This window comes from Labrenzia sp. 011 (genome assembly GCF_003075075.1).
Classification (GTDB): Bacteria; Pseudomonadota; Alphaproteobacteria; order Rhizobiales; family Stappiaceae; genus Roseibium.
Map to the genome: position 1 here is coordinate 43,619 of NZ_QCYM01000002.1, position 13,585 is coordinate 57,203.

Genomic DNA, 13,585 nt, shown 5'->3' on the forward strand with positions numbered 1-13,585 from the left:
TCAAGGCTTGTCCGGTGCTTTGAAATTGTCTTTCGCGGTCACCACCTCGCCCATCACACTGTCGGTGATGCGGAAGGTCACAGGTGTCGAACTTGGCATTTTTTCCCAGGGTGGCGATGTTACCAGAATACGGACCTCACGGGTGGTATCCGGCCCGACCTCGATGACCGGCCGTCCGGCGAAGGTGTTCTCCACACCGACGGCTTCCACCCTGGTGTTGGCGGGCATGCCTTCGACGTTCAGTACGAAATCGCGCGGATGACGGCGCTTGTTGGCAAGACGCACCGTGTAGCCGTTGCGGACCGTGCCGTCGGACTGCTCCACAAAAACCGGGTTCCGGTCATGCAGGACGCTGATGTCGGCGAAGTCCCGGTTGATCAGTGCAAACAGCATGATCGCGCCGACAAGGGCAATGATCGCCGCATAGATCACCGTCCTGGCCCGCACAATTTCATAGATCGATTCCTTGCCCTCGATCCTGCGCTGAATGTTTTCATCGGTGTCGTATGCGATCAGGCCGGTGGGCTTGCCGACCTTGGTCATCACGTTGTCGCAGGCATCGATGCACAGACCGCACTGGATGCAGTCGAGCTGCAGGCCGTTGCGGATATCCACTCCGGTCGGACAGACCTGAAAGCACTGGTAACAGTCGATGCAATCCCCTGCGGGAAGGCCCTGCTCGATCAGCTTGTTGTTCTGCTTGAGAGAGCCGCGCGGTTCGCCCCGGTCCCAGCGATAGGTGACATTGAGGGCCTTTTCGTCCGTCAGAGCCGCCTGAATACGCGGCCAGGGGCACATGTAGATACAGACCTGTTCGCGCATGAAGCCGGCAAGCAGATAGGTGGTGGCCGTCAGGATCGCGATCCAGGTATAGGCGACAAGCGGCGCCTGAAAGGTGAGCAGTTGCCAGACAAGCGTCGGAGCATCGCTGAAATAGAGAACCCAGGCGCCGCCCGTCCACCAGGCGATCATCAGCCAGAAGAAGTGCTTTGTCGCCCGCTTGGCGAGCTTACCGAAGGTCCAGGGCTCCTTGTCCAGAATGATCCGGTCCCGACGGTCGCCCTCGATCTTGCGTTCGACCCAGAGGAACAGGTCGGTCCAGACCGTCTGCGGACACAGATAACCGCACCAGATCCGGCCTGCGACGGCGTTCATCAGGAACAGCGCCACGGCCGCCAGGATCAGCAGGCCGGTGAGATAATAGACCTCCTGCGGCCAGATCTCGATGAAGAAGAAGTAGGCCCGCTTGTGGACCAGGTCGACAAGGACGGCCTGGTCAGGCGCGTCCGGTCCCCGGTCATAGCGGATGAACGGCAGGAAATAGTAGATTCCGAGCGTGATGAAGAGCAGCGTCCACTTGATCCTGCGGAACAGGCCGTGGGTCGCCATGGGATAGATTTTCTTGGCTGACGCGAACCACTCGTCCGATTGCCCGCCCTCTTGGGTTTCGGTGTCCGTAGACATACCCGTCCGTCCTTCTGTCGATGATGATCCCGCCCCATCAGGATCTGACGAATGCAAGCAGGGCTCCGAGCCCTCTCGCATCTCAAACACTAATCCGGCGCAAGCGGACTGACTTTGCGCCGGATCAACTCATGCGCCCATTGCGCGCCTTGCCGCAGGGCCGCGGCTTATTGACCGCCCCCGAAGGAGTGGACATAGACCGTGAGCGACTTGATCGTCGCCGGATCCAGCCTGTCGACCCAGGCCGGCATCACGCCGTTGCGCGGCGAATGGACCTGCGCCTTGATGTCGTCCAGGGACTTGCCATAGAGGTAGTTGGCCGACATCAGGCTGGGGGCGCCCATTTCCTGAATGCCTTCCAGGTTATCGCCATGGCAGGCGGCGCAATTGTCCACGTAAAGCGTCTGCCCCGCGGCCAGATCGACGCCGTCCTCGGTTTCCAGACCGGCCCTGGAAGCGACGAAATTGGCGACCTGGGTAACCTCGTCGCGGCTCAGCAGCTCATCGCGGCCGAAGGCCGGCATCTCGCCGATACGGGCCTCGTCATTTTCAGAGCGGATGCCGTAAAGCAGCGTGGTGTGGATATCGTCCAGAGTCCCGCCCCACAGCCAGGTATCGTCCTGCAGGTTCGGATAGCCCTCGGCTCCCGTCCCGCCGGACCCGTGGCAGGGAGCGCAGTTGTCGCCGAATGCGGCCTGTCCGTTGGCCAGCGCGAACTGCAGCAGCTCCTGATCCCGGGAAATGTCTTCCAGAGACGCCGCGATGATCTTGTCGGCGAACACGGAACGGCCGGCGACGCCTTCGTCGAAGGCGGCGATCGCCTCCGTCCGCTGGTCGGATCCCAGCACCCCCTTGGTATAGCCGGAGATCATCGGCCAGGTCGGGAAGAGCACCCAGTAGACCACCGCCCACACGATGCAGGCATAGAACATGTACAGCCACCATCTGGGCAGCGGATTGTTCAGTTCCTTCAGGCCGTCCCACTCGTGGCCCGTCGTCTCGACGCCGGAGATCCGGTCGATTTCATTCTTGTGCATGTCTGCCATGGATCAGTCCTCCCGAAACGGGATTTTTGCGGCCTCGTCGAATTTCTCGCGGTTCTTCGGCCACAGGGCGTAGGCCAGAACCACGCCAAACAGGATCATGAAATAGATGAGGCCCCAAGTCTGCGCGAAGGCCGCAACAGCGGTATATGTCTCGTTCATTGCCTTACCTCGCGTTTGCCTTGTCGTCATAGATCGAGAAGTCGACCATGGTGCCCAGCACCTGGAGATAGGCGACAAGAGCATCCATCTCCGTGACGTCCTTCGGATCGCCATCGAATGCGCGGATCTTTGCCGTCGGCCAGCGTTCCTCGAACTCGTAGGCCGCGTCGGTGTCAGGCATCGCCTGACCCCGGACATCCGCCATCGCGTTTTCGATCTGCTCCTGCGTATAGGGCGTGCCCAGGAACGCGTTCACGGACAGATCCGCCTCGATGTCGCGGATATTCAGCCGGTTTTCCGCCAGGAACGGATAGCCGGGCATGATGGACGCCGGAACCAGGGACCGCGGATCGGTCAGATGCTCCACATGCCAGTCGTCGGAATATTTTCCGCCGACGCGGGCAAGGTCCGGTCCGGTGCGTTTCGACCCCCACTGAAAGGGGTGGTCGTACATGCTTTCGGCCGCCAGGGAGTAATGGCCGTAACGCTCCAGTTCGTCGCGCATCGTCCGGATCATCTGCGAGTGGCAGGTGTAGCAGCCCTCGCGGATGAAGATGTTGCGCCCGGCAAGCTCCAGCGGCGTATAGGGCCGCATGCCCTCGACCTTCTCGATCGTGCTCTTCAGATAGAAGAGCGGTGCGATCTCGACCAGGCCGCCGATGGCGACCACGATCAGGATGCCGATCAGGAGGACGAAGGAGTTCTTTTCAAAGACTTCGTGTTTTTTCCAAGCTGACATTATCGTCCCTCCCTCATTCGGCCGGAGCCAGGGAGCCGACCGGCGTGGCTTCGGCTTCTTCAGCCTCGCCATGACGGACGGTCATCCAGAGATTATAGGCCATGATTATTGCGCCCAGCAGGAAGAGCGCGCCACCCAGGGCCCGGATTATGTAGAAGGGATGCATCGCCTCGACTGTTTCCACGAAGGAGTATTCCAGGAAACCGAGCTGATCGTATGCGCGCCACATCAGGCCCTGCATGATCCCGGACACCCACATGGCGGTGATGTAGAGAACGATCCCGAGGGTCGACAGCCAGAAGTGCCAGTTCACCAGTTTCAGCGAATAGAGGCTCTTCTTGTTCCACAGCCACGGAATGAGGCAGTAGAGCGCACCGAAGGAGATGTAGCCCACCCAGCCGAGCGCACCGGAATGCACGTGGCCGATGGTCCAGTCGGTGTAATGCGACAGGGAGTTGACGGAGCGCAGGCTCATCAGCGGCCCCTCGAAGGTCGACATGCCGTAGAAGGCGACGGAAACCACCATCATGCGCAGCACCGGATCGGTCCTGAGCTTGTCCCAGGCGCCCGAGAGCGTCATCAGGCCGTTGATCATGCCGCCCCATGAGGGCATCCACAGGATGATCGAGAAGGTCGTGCCGAGCGTCGAGGCCCATTGCGGCAGAGCGGTGTAATGCAGGTGGTGCGGACCGGCCCAGATGTAGATGAAGATCAGCGCCCAGAAGTGCACGATGGACAGACGGTAGGAATAGACCGGCCGTTCGGCGCGCTTGGGGATGAAATAATACATGATGGCCAGGAAGCCGGCGGTCAGGAAGAAGCCCACCGCGTTGTGGCCGTACCACCACTGGACCATGGCATCCTGCACACCGGACCAGACGATGTAGGACTTGGTCGAATAGATCGACACGGGGATCGTCAGGTTGTTGGTGATATGCAGCATGGCAATGGTGACGATGAACGCCAGATAGAACCAGTTGGCCACATAGATATGCGGCTCCTTGCGCTTCCACAGGGTGCCGAGGAACAGGAGCAGGTAGCACACCCAGACGATGGTCAGCCAAAGGTCGGCGTACCATTCCGGCTCGGCATATTCCTTGCTCTGCGTAGCGCCGAGCAGATAGCCGGTACCGGCGATCACGATGAAGACGTTGTAACCGATAATCACGAACCAGGGCAGGATCTTGCCGGGCATGCGGGCCCGGCTGGTGCGCTGAACCACATACATGGATGTCGCCAGCAGAACGTTGCCGCCGAAGGCGAAGATCACGGCGGATGTATGCAGAGGACGCATACGACCGAAATTGGTCCACGGCAGGTCGAAGTTGAGCGCGGGAAATGCGAGCTGCAGGGCGATCAGAAGACCGACACTGAAGCCGGCAAGTCCCCAGAACATCGCCGCCGCCGAGCCGAATTTCACCGGGCCCAGATTGTAGTTCGGTTTTCCGTCGATTTCCTGCGGGATCGGTTCCCCGCCATCGTCGAAATAGGTCTTGAAGATCCAAAACACGCCGACAGCGGCGACCAGCGCGCCGATACCTGCATGAAATGCCATCACCTGATCAAAGGTTTTGCCCGCCACAATAAGGCAGGCAAATGCAAGCAGCACGAGGAAGATCGCGAATCCGCCTTCCTCGAGCGAGACCATTTTGGCCTTGTTTTGTGCCATTTTTAGCGCCCCAGTCTTTCATATCGTTACAAGGTGCCAACGATGGCACGACCTGTCGCACGACTCGTACGGAGCCGCGTTGATTCATATCAAGACCCTTTAGTAAGCCGTGGTCGGGATTGCGCTTGTGCAGATTGCCGCATTGCCGGTGCATTGTGTCGCAGGCGGAGCTGAAATGCGGCCTGGCGGGGGTGCCGGCCGGTGGCAAGGGGGAAGATCGAAGCCCATTGCCTGACCATCGTCCTAAAGCCGCGCCGGAGGTTTTGCGAAGACCTGAGTATCATGGGCAACTGGCGGGTAGAACACCAGCGCCTTCGTTCCCGCGCCGTGGCGCGTTCGGGCACGATTCGCCGGCTGAATTTGCAAATTTCCAACGGCATGCCCTGCCCGCCTTAGGGGTCGAGGCAGGAAACGCCGGCATTCGCGGGACCGGGGTCCCGGTCTCGGATGCCTTTCGGAGGCAACGGCGCTTTTACGGGACGCCGCTACGCTGGTGTCACTTCTTCTTGCTGCCGCCGGCAAACGCGGAAATGCCCTTGTTCAGGAATGATGACGACGACGACGACGCCGCCGGTTCGACCGCTTTGGCTGCCTTCTTCGGTTTCCTGATCTCGCGATTGCTGCGTTTCTGTGATTTCGCCATGGTTGTCTCCTGTGGTGTGAGCCGTATCTGTCGAAGTCCTGCGGTCAGGCCGGCTCCTGCCTTTCCGAAACGGATGCAATGGACACTCTTGCGACTGTCCGGTTTTCCCTGGCGTGCCGCGCGCCTATTTGATGTCGTCGGCCGTCAGAATGAGCGTGGCACCGCGGCGCCGGGAATAGGCCTTGCTGACATGTCCCTCGACCTTTTTGCGCATGCCATCAAAGGCAGCCAGACAAAGCGTTTCGTCGGACATCGGCTTGTCGGTCACCCTCCTGAGGAGGTCGACCTGCACGAAGACCGAGATCTCGAAGACACCGTCGTATCCCGTAAACCGTATGGATTGCCGCCCCGGGTCGAAGCTTCTGCTCTGGTTCGGAAAGTTCAATGCCATTGATGCAGTTCCTCCGATGACCGCGGGCCGGGCACCATTCGGGTTTCGAAAGCCCCCTGCCCGGCGGGCAAGCTGTAGGTCTTGGTGACGAACGGCGATGTCATGGCGCGTAACAGCGCGCTGTAATTGAGCTGGAAGGTCATTTCGGACCCTGCAGTCACATAGGACCTTCCGGTATCCACCATCAGGTGGTCGCTGCTTGCCCCCAGAACCTCGATGCCGGGTGCGGCGGTCAGGCCGAGAGGGTCGATGTCCTGCCGGCCCAGCGCCAGTATCGTACGGAAGTCGCTGCCGCCGTCCTTCCCGGAGACCGGCATGGTGCCGAAGGCCGCCTGCCCGATGGTTCCCCAGGGCCGGGACGGTTTGGTCTTGGCCTCGATGACCTCCGCAACAAGGGAGATCGCGTTGGTATAGAGACCTTCAATCGGCTGGCGATCGAGGGGGTCCAGTCCCAGGAGGATCGACTCGCCCAGGCGGAGATTGTTGACGCGGCCGGCCTTTTCTGAAGAGAGCGCCCACTTCAGATTGCTGGAATTGCCGCCCGACACAAGCCTCGTGACAAGGCCAAAGGCTTCATCCAGCAAATCTGCCAGGCGCGACAGGTCGGACATGTTCCCGGCATCCGGAGATACGCCGCTCTGGCACGCCAGATTGGTGCCGATGCCCTTAAGGTCGATATTCGGAAACCGCAGCGCCGCCCGCACGGTTTCCTGGAGGTCTCCGGGCATGATGCCCTCGCGCAGGTCGCCCATCTCCACCATCAGCACCACGCCATGACGCCTGCCCGCCCTTTGGGCGGCTGTCGACAGGGCGCTGATGACGTCAAGTTCCGTGTTGAAACTGATGTCTGCATGGGCAACCACGCGACCGGCCTGGCTTGGCATGGGCGAGCGAATAAGGGTCATGGGCGCCGTGATGCCCGCCCGGCGCATTGCCTCGATATTTTCGATACGTGAGTCGCCGAGGCCCCTCACTCCCGCCCCAAGCAACGCATTAGCGAAGCGCGGTTCGCCGAGACAGGCCTTGGTGACGCCGGTGACGGAAATACCGTGGCCGCGCAGCTGCGAGACCAGGGCGGAGGCATTGTGGCGGATCTTCTCCAGATCGACTTCCAGGCGCGGTGCACTCATTGGATCGAAGCGGTGTGCTTCCTTTCAAGTTCCGGAAAGGACGAAAAGACCATGTCCACCAGACGGTCGTCCGGGCGCGCCAGCGCATCGGTGACGGGAATTTTCAGATCGGCCTCATAAGCGGAGATGGCCGCGCCGATCTCGGCGTCGTTCATGTTCTCATGATTGATCGTCAGGCCAATGACCCTGGTGTCGGAGAAGGCCTCGATCAGGTCGATTTCGGATTTCGGCTCGGGCATCTTCATGTGCTCGAAGTCGCAACGGTTCTCGCGATGGGGCGCGTGCTGGAGAATGACACCCTGCGGAGCGCTGCCCCTCAGGATGAAGGCCGACGTACAGAAGGCGGGATGGCTCAGCGCCCCCTGACCTTCGACAATGATCACGTCTGGATCGTCGCCTTTCCAGGCATCGACAATCGTCGCTTCCAGTTCGCCGCAACAGAACTGCGAAGGCACGGCATCCAGCGCGACGCCATAGCGCCCGCCCTGCATCAGACCGGTCTGGCCGGTGGACACCATGACCGCACGCACGCCGCGCGCGATCAGCGCCCTTGTCAGGATGCTTGCGGTCGTGCGCTTGCCGATGGCGCAGTCGGTTCCCAGAACAGCGATCCGCGGACAGGTGACGTCGTGAATGGCGCCGCTGAACAGTCTCAGGTCGTTCTTGGGGCGCGGTTTTCTGACATCGATGATCATGGCGTTGCCGGCAGCTCCGGCCGCCACGAACTCCGGGTCGTCCCCGAGAAATTCATGCAGGCCGTTGACCACATTCATGCCGTGTCCCAGGGCGGCAAGAACGATCTTGCGCTCCTTTGGCGACAACATTCCTGTCGCCGGCGCCATGCCATAGATGAAATAGTCGGGCTTGCGGGACGAACCGGCCAGCGCCTGGTCGAGACTGGCGAAGACGGGAATTTCGTTTGCCTTCCCGTCCAGCAGCTCACCGGCATCGCGGCCCGCTTGCGTGCTGTCGATGATCGAGGTGATTTCATATTTTTCGGAGTGGCGCACGAGCCCGTTGGCCGTCTTGCCGTCGATCTTGCCGAAATTGCCTTCGCAATAGACCAGCGCCGTCGCAATCGCGGTTTCAGCCGGTTTTGAAACCGGTGCGACAGGTGGCTCCAGCCCCTTCCTTGCAAATGACAAATGCAGGACAGGTCTGGCTTTCACTGTATTCGCGAAAGGAATTACGGTCATAATGGCTCCTTGGGAGTAAACGCCGACACATGGCCGCAAAGGCACGCGACGACGGCCGCCTCCGCACCCGGAAACCCGGGCGCGCAGAGGAAGAAATCGATTAAGTTTCTAGCTTGTATTCGCCCGACAACGACCGCTTCGCGCTGGATTCATGCTCCGCGCGAGTTCGTATGCAGGGGATGTGTTTGATCAAACGGATCATAGGGAGGACGCAGGCCACCGGCTCAGCGGTCCGGGATATTATCGGAAAGGGTCCATGCGCCCAGAACGATCCGGCAACGACGCCATCATGCGCCATATTGCGGGGAATGTACAACGCCAATTGTAAAAGCCGTCAGGTCTGCAGACAGGTTGCCTTCGAAAGGCGCTCCACCTCGCCGTGCAAACACGCCGGTTGAAACATCCGTCCATCCCGAAGATCTCCACCTTGCATGCCCCTCCGCGGCGGGCCAGATCATCTGCGTCCGGACATGCCGCGACTCACTCCGTTGCCGCCTCCAGCAGGGGCGGTCTTGAGCAGGGACAGCGGTCGCCCAGTACCGCATACATGCGGAAATCCCGCACACGCCTTCCCTGTCCCGGTCAGACAGAAAAGCCGTGAAAATGCAGTGGATCGAGAAAAGCCACCAAAGGGACTGCGGCGACGGAAAGCGAGGATTTCAGCCGTTCGGACCCGAAAACTTCATGAGAATGATGCCGACCAGGATCAGCGCCGCCGCCAGCAGGCGCATCAAGGTCACGCTTTCTCCCAGAACAACAATTCCCACAGCGAATGCTCCGACTGCTCCGATGCCGGTCCATACGGTGTAGGCAGTGCCCAAGGGAAGCGTCCGCATGGCCAGCGAAAGCAGAGTGAAGCTGGCGATCATCGTGACGATGGTAATCGCGCCGGGCACAAGCAATGTGAACCCGGCGGACTTCTTCATGAAGAACGCCCAAACGATTTCCAGGAAACCTGCGGAAACGAGATAAATCCAAGCCATACCCAGTCCTAAATCCAGGACCGGGCCGTCCCGGAATGGTTCTCAGGCGCGGGTCGTCCCACGCGAAGCGACACATAGGGGTGACGTCGGCACAGGTCAAGACTCCCGTGCAGACAACGACCGAGGCAGGTCCGGCGCGGCTTTCCAGATCCGGTCAGGACGTCTCCGGAGCGTCCGGGAAGGAACGACTTCACGCGCCCGCACTTCCGCCGTATGTTCTCTCGCCGATCGGCGTTTCGCGGATTTTCCCGAGCACCAGATCGAGCAGCGCCCTTTCCGCCCGATTGAGTTTTGCCTTCGGATTCCACACCACATGCACGTCGATCTCCGGCAGCTTGTCGTAGGGCGGGAGCTGCCACAGGAGGCCGTCCCTCACGTCGCGGGCCGCAACGTGAACGGGAAGAGGGCCGATCCCCAGACCGGCAACGATCATGCGGCGGACCTCTTCGAGATTGGCCGAAGTCCCGACGATACGGTCCTCGAGATCGGCAGCGGCGCGCATCAGCGTCACCGGCCGCAACGCATCCTCCATGCGGTCCGTGACAAAGCTCACCGCGAACTGGCCGGCCAGATCCGCCTTTGTCAGGTTCTCCCGCCCGAAGAGGGAATGCGGCGGGCCGCAGAACAGGCCGAAGAATTCCCGGAAGAGGCGCAGATATTCCAGTTTCGGATTGCGGTCGCGGACAAGACAGACGGCCAGCGACGCGCGCCGCGAGGAGACCGCGTCCAATGCATCCTTGCTGGCGGACACATTGATGGACAGCGTCGCGGCCGGGTGCTTGTGGTGGAACTCGCGCAGCGTGTCATCGAACAGCGGACAGACCACATGGCTGGCCATGGCGATCTCGACGTGGCCGCGAACCTCGTCGGTCACTTCGCGCATCAGGGTACCGAGCCGCAGGACCGAGCCCTGGATCTCGATCGCCTCCCTGAACAACAGCTGTCCGGCCTCGGTAAGTTCGAACAGGCCCGGCTTGCGGTTGATCAGCTTGCGGCCGAGCCGGTCTTCCAGCCGTTTCAGGGCGCTCGAGACGGTCGGCTGCTTGAGCCGCAGCTTCTCCGCGGCGGCTGTCACACTGCTGGACTGGGCGAGCACGATGAAGGTTCTCAGCAGGTTCCAGTCCAGCTCACGCGCCAGTCGCTCGGCGTGGATCGGCCGCAATCCCTTTGTCATAGATCTTATCAATACCTGAAATTCTGATTATCTATTTGATCTATGAAGACGCGGCTGCGACCCTGAAGTCAAGTACTTCTGACAATGGATTTTGGCCGGAACCACCGCATGAGCGTTGAAGCACGCGAAAGACGACAACCCTGGATCCTCCTGTCTCCGGCCCTGACGGCGATCGGGCTGCTGCTGTTTGTCCCGCTTGCGTTCATCGTCGTCTATTCCTTCTGGCTGCGCACCGCATCGGGCGCCGATCAGGTGGGCTTTTATCTCGACAACTGGAACGAGGCGCTCACCGACCCGTTCTACCGGGACATTCTCTTCAGCACCTTGCGGATCGCGGCGATCACGACTGCTGCCTGCGCCGTCCTGGGGTATCCGGCCGCCTATTTCATTGCCCGTTCGGACGGCAACAAGGCGCTGCTGCTTCTGCTGCTGATGCTGCCCTTCTGGATCAGCTACATCATCCGCACCATGTCGTGGATCAACATCCTGGGCGTCTCCGGCGCGGTCAACTGGGTGCTGCTCACTCTCGGCCTCACTTCCGAACCGGTCCAGATGCTCTACAACGAACCGACGGTCATCCTCGGGCTCGTGCATTTCCTGCTGCCCTTCATGGTGCTGAACGTCTATGTCGCCCTGGAGGGGATCGACGTTTCCCTGGAAGATGCCGCCTGTTCGCTCGGTTCCACCCGCTGGCAGGCGTTCCGCGAAGTGACATTGCCCCTGTCCCTGCCGGGCCTCGCCGCCGGGGGGCTGCTCTGTTTCGTCCTCAGTGCGGGAACCTATATCACCCCGCTGATCCTCGGCGGGCCGACGGACGCCATGTATGCCAATCTGGTTTTCGAGGCGATCATCACCCAGCTCAACTGGCCGCTCGGTTCGGCCCTGTCGCTGATGCTGCTGGCCGTCCTGGGAACGCTGGTGCTGATCTACAACCACTACCTCGGCATGGGACAGCTGATGAAGGGGCTGGGCTGATGGGCTGGCCGCTGATCCGCGTCTATACGGTGCTGGTATATCTCTTCATGTTCCTGCCGGTGGCCGTCGTGGTGCTGCTGAGCTTCAACGCCAGCCAGTTCGGCAGCTTTCCGATGACCGGACTGTCTTTCCGCTGGTTTGTCGAACTGGCCCACAATGATGCGATCCTGAGAGCCTTCAGGACGTCCATCGTCCTGGGAGCGCTGACGGCACTGATCTCCACGACACTGGGCGTTCTGGCGAGCCTGGCCCTGGTGCGCTACAATGTGGCCGGCCGCAACCTGATCTCGACGCTGCTGATCGCCCCCATCCTGGTGCCGGAAGTGGTGCTGGCCGTCGCTCTGCTGCTTTTCCTGAATTTCCTGTCCATCAACAAGAGCTTCTTCCTGCTCCTGATGGGCCATGTCATCTTCACGCTGCCCTTCGTCATCCTGGTGGTCCAGGCCCGCCTCGTCGGCATACGGCGGGACTACGAGGAAGCCGCCCTCAGTCTGGGGGCAAGCCCGGTGCAGACCTTTTTCCAGATCACCCTGCCTCTGCTGGCGCCCGCCGTCTTCGCAGGCATGCTCTTCGCCTTCACCATCAGTTTCGACGACATCACCGGAACCCTCTTCTGGAAGCCGGGCGGGGTGGAAACCGTGCCGACCCAGATCTTCGCCATGCTGCGCAATTCCATTTCGCCGGAAATCAACGCGCTTGGCACCGTGATGATCTTTCTTACCGTCGGATTGCCGCTCCTGGGACTGGCAATCGCCCGGCGAATGGCCATGCAGCGCGGCGGTTAGAACCGCGCGATCAAAGCAACAAGACCTGATAAACAGAACCAGAGTGGACAGAAAAATGGACAATACGAAACGCTACGAGCGCATGCGCGAACGCTATCTCAACGGCGATCTCGACCGGCGCAAGTTCCTGGGACTGATCGGCGCCGCCGGTCTTGCCTATGGCTTGCACACGCCCTTTGCCCGTCAGGCCCTCGCGGCCACGGAGCAGGTCCGCTTCGACGGCTGGGGCGGCGTCGTCTCGGAAGCCTTCCGCAAGTACGCTTTCGATCCCTACACGAAGAAGACGGGCATCAAGGTTGTCGACGGCACCTTCGGCGGCGGCGACGAATATCTCTCGCGGGTAAAGGCGAGCCAGGCGGGCGAATACAATATCGCCCATCTGTCGGGCGTTTTCGACTATGCGCGCTACGCCAATCTCGGCCTGAATTCGACGCTGAACGAAGCGAACATTCCGAACCTCAAATATGTCATCCCGAAGCTGACGGACGTGTTCCGCAACGTGACCGACGGCACGCTTTCCTGCGTGCCATATGACTATGGCACCACCGGCATTGCCTATAACCGCAAGTATATCTCCGACGAGGAAGCCAAGAAAAAAGGCGCGAAGCTCCTGATCGACGCGGCCTACAAGGGCAAGATCGGCGGATGGTCCGACTGGCGGACACGGGTCTGGTACGCCTCGCTCCAGACCGATCAGGATCCCAATGACGCAACCGACATGGACGCTGTCTGGGAGGCGGTGCGCACCAACCGGGACCTGCTGCTGAAATACTGGCAATCGGGCGCGGAACTGATGAGTCTGCTCGCCGAGGAAGAGATCTATGTGACCGAGGGCTGGTCCGGCCGGATCTATGCGCTGCAGGAGCAGGGTAAGGACATCGGCTATATCGACCCGCCCAACGGCTTCGGCTGGCAGGAGTGTCTCTTCGTGATCAAGGGGTCGCCGATGGAGGCCTGCGAGGAGTTGCTCAACTTCATGCTGGCGCCGGAAACATCCATCGCCGTGGCCGAAGGGCAGAACTATCCGCCGGCGCTCGACCCGACCAAGGTCGATCTCGGCGACAAGATCCCCACCCTGCCCGCGTTCGATCCCACCGGCAAGCTCGACGGTCTGACCTTCGCCAATCCGGAATACTGGAATTCGCACGAGCAGGCCTGGTCCAAGACCTTCGGCCGGATCCAGAAGGGCTACTGACCGTCCGACACCAACCTTTCTCCCGTCCGGAGCCGC

14 protein-coding genes are annotated in these 13,585 nt (G+C 60.9%); 3 read left to right on the top strand and 11 right to left on the bottom strand.

Features of this window, described 5'->3' with window-relative positions; translation table 11 throughout:
• From ccoG to DCO57_RS03095, 11 genes are all read right to left on the bottom strand, one after another.
• Complete coding sequence (gene ccoG / locus DCO57_RS03050) at positions 1-1,389, bottom strand: cytochrome c oxidase accessory protein CcoG (protein WP_116697704.1); 1,389 nt, start codon at positions 1,387-1,389, stop codon at positions 1-3.
• 242 nt (positions 1,390-1,631) lie between these two features.
• Positions 1,632-2,510 (bottom strand): cytochrome-c oxidase, cbb3-type subunit III, encoded by an 879-nt coding sequence (gene ccoP, locus DCO57_RS03055; RefSeq protein WP_116697401.1) that lies wholly within the window; start codon positions 2,508-2,510, stop codon positions 1,632-1,634.
• A 3-nt stretch (positions 2,511-2,513) separates the two neighbouring features.
• On the bottom strand, positions 2,514-2,669 hold the full coding sequence (locus tag DCO57_RS03060) for a cbb3-type cytochrome c oxidase subunit 3 (RefSeq protein ID WP_116697402.1): 156 nt from the start codon (positions 2,667-2,669) through the stop codon (positions 2,514-2,516).
• A gap of 4 nt (positions 2,670-2,673) precedes the next feature.
• Positions 2,674-3,408, bottom strand: a complete 735-nt coding sequence (gene ccoO, locus DCO57_RS03065; protein ID WP_116697403.1) for a cytochrome-c oxidase, cbb3-type subunit II — start codon at positions 3,406-3,408, stop codon at positions 2,674-2,676.
• 13 nt (positions 3,409-3,421) lie between these two features.
• Positions 3,422-5,077: a cytochrome-c oxidase, cbb3-type subunit I gene (gene ccoN / locus DCO57_RS03070; RefSeq protein WP_116697404.1), complete on the bottom strand. Its 1,656-nt coding sequence runs from the start codon at positions 5,075-5,077 to the stop codon at positions 3,422-3,424.
• A gap of 496 nt (positions 5,078-5,573) precedes the next feature.
• The gene (locus DCO57_RS23460) at positions 5,574-5,720 is read right to left on the bottom strand and encodes a hypothetical protein (RefSeq protein WP_165814622.1); all 147 of its coding nucleotides are present in this window, start codon (positions 5,718-5,720) and stop codon (positions 5,574-5,576) included.
• Positions 5,721-5,844: 124 nt separating this feature from the next.
• Positions 5,845-6,111, bottom strand: coding sequence for a DUF1488 family protein (locus DCO57_RS03075; RefSeq protein WP_116697405.1), 267 nt, complete (start codon positions 6,109-6,111; stop codon positions 5,845-5,847).
• Positions 6,102-7,241: an alanine/ornithine racemase family PLP-dependent enzyme gene (locus tag DCO57_RS03080; protein ID WP_116697406.1), complete on the bottom strand. Its 1,140-nt coding sequence runs from the start codon at positions 7,239-7,241 to the stop codon at positions 6,102-6,104. The genes DCO57_RS03075 and DCO57_RS03080 overlap by 10 nt, the downstream gene beginning before the upstream one ends.
• Positions 7,238-8,437: a DUF1611 domain-containing protein gene (locus DCO57_RS03085; RefSeq protein ID WP_116697407.1), complete on the bottom strand. Its 1,200-nt coding sequence runs from the start codon at positions 8,435-8,437 to the stop codon at positions 7,238-7,240. Before DCO57_RS03085 ends, DCO57_RS03080 begins: the two co-directional genes overlap by 4 nt.
• A 659-nt stretch (positions 8,438-9,096) precedes the next feature.
• On the bottom strand, positions 9,097-9,420 hold the full coding sequence (locus tag DCO57_RS03090; protein WP_116697408.1) for a multidrug efflux SMR transporter: 324 nt from the start codon (positions 9,418-9,420) through the stop codon (positions 9,097-9,099).
• Between the two features lie 190 nt (positions 9,421-9,610).
• Entirely contained in the window at positions 9,611-10,594 is a 984-nt protein-coding gene (locus DCO57_RS03095) for a LysR family transcriptional regulator (RefSeq protein WP_116697409.1), read from the bottom strand.
• A 108-nt stretch (positions 10,595-10,702) separates the two neighbouring features.
• Between DCO57_RS03095 and DCO57_RS03100 the strand changes: the two genes are divergently transcribed.
• The 3 genes from DCO57_RS03100 to DCO57_RS03110 are packed head-to-tail and all read left to right on the top strand — an operon-like array spanning position 10,703 to position 13,549.
• Entirely contained in the window at positions 10,703-11,569 is an 867-nt protein-coding gene (locus DCO57_RS03100) for an ABC transporter permease (protein WP_116697705.1), read from the top strand.
• Positions 11,569-12,354: an ABC transporter permease gene (locus DCO57_RS03105; RefSeq protein WP_116697410.1), complete on the top strand. Its 786-nt coding sequence runs from the start codon at positions 11,569-11,571 to the stop codon at positions 12,352-12,354. Before DCO57_RS03100 ends, DCO57_RS03105 begins: the two co-directional genes overlap by 1 nt.
• 55 nt (positions 12,355-12,409) lie before the next feature.
• Positions 12,410-13,549, top strand: a complete 1,140-nt coding sequence (locus tag DCO57_RS03110) for an extracellular solute-binding protein (protein WP_116697411.1) — start codon at positions 12,410-12,412, stop codon at positions 13,547-13,549.
• The last annotated feature ends 36 nt before the right edge of the window (positions 13,550-13,585 follow it).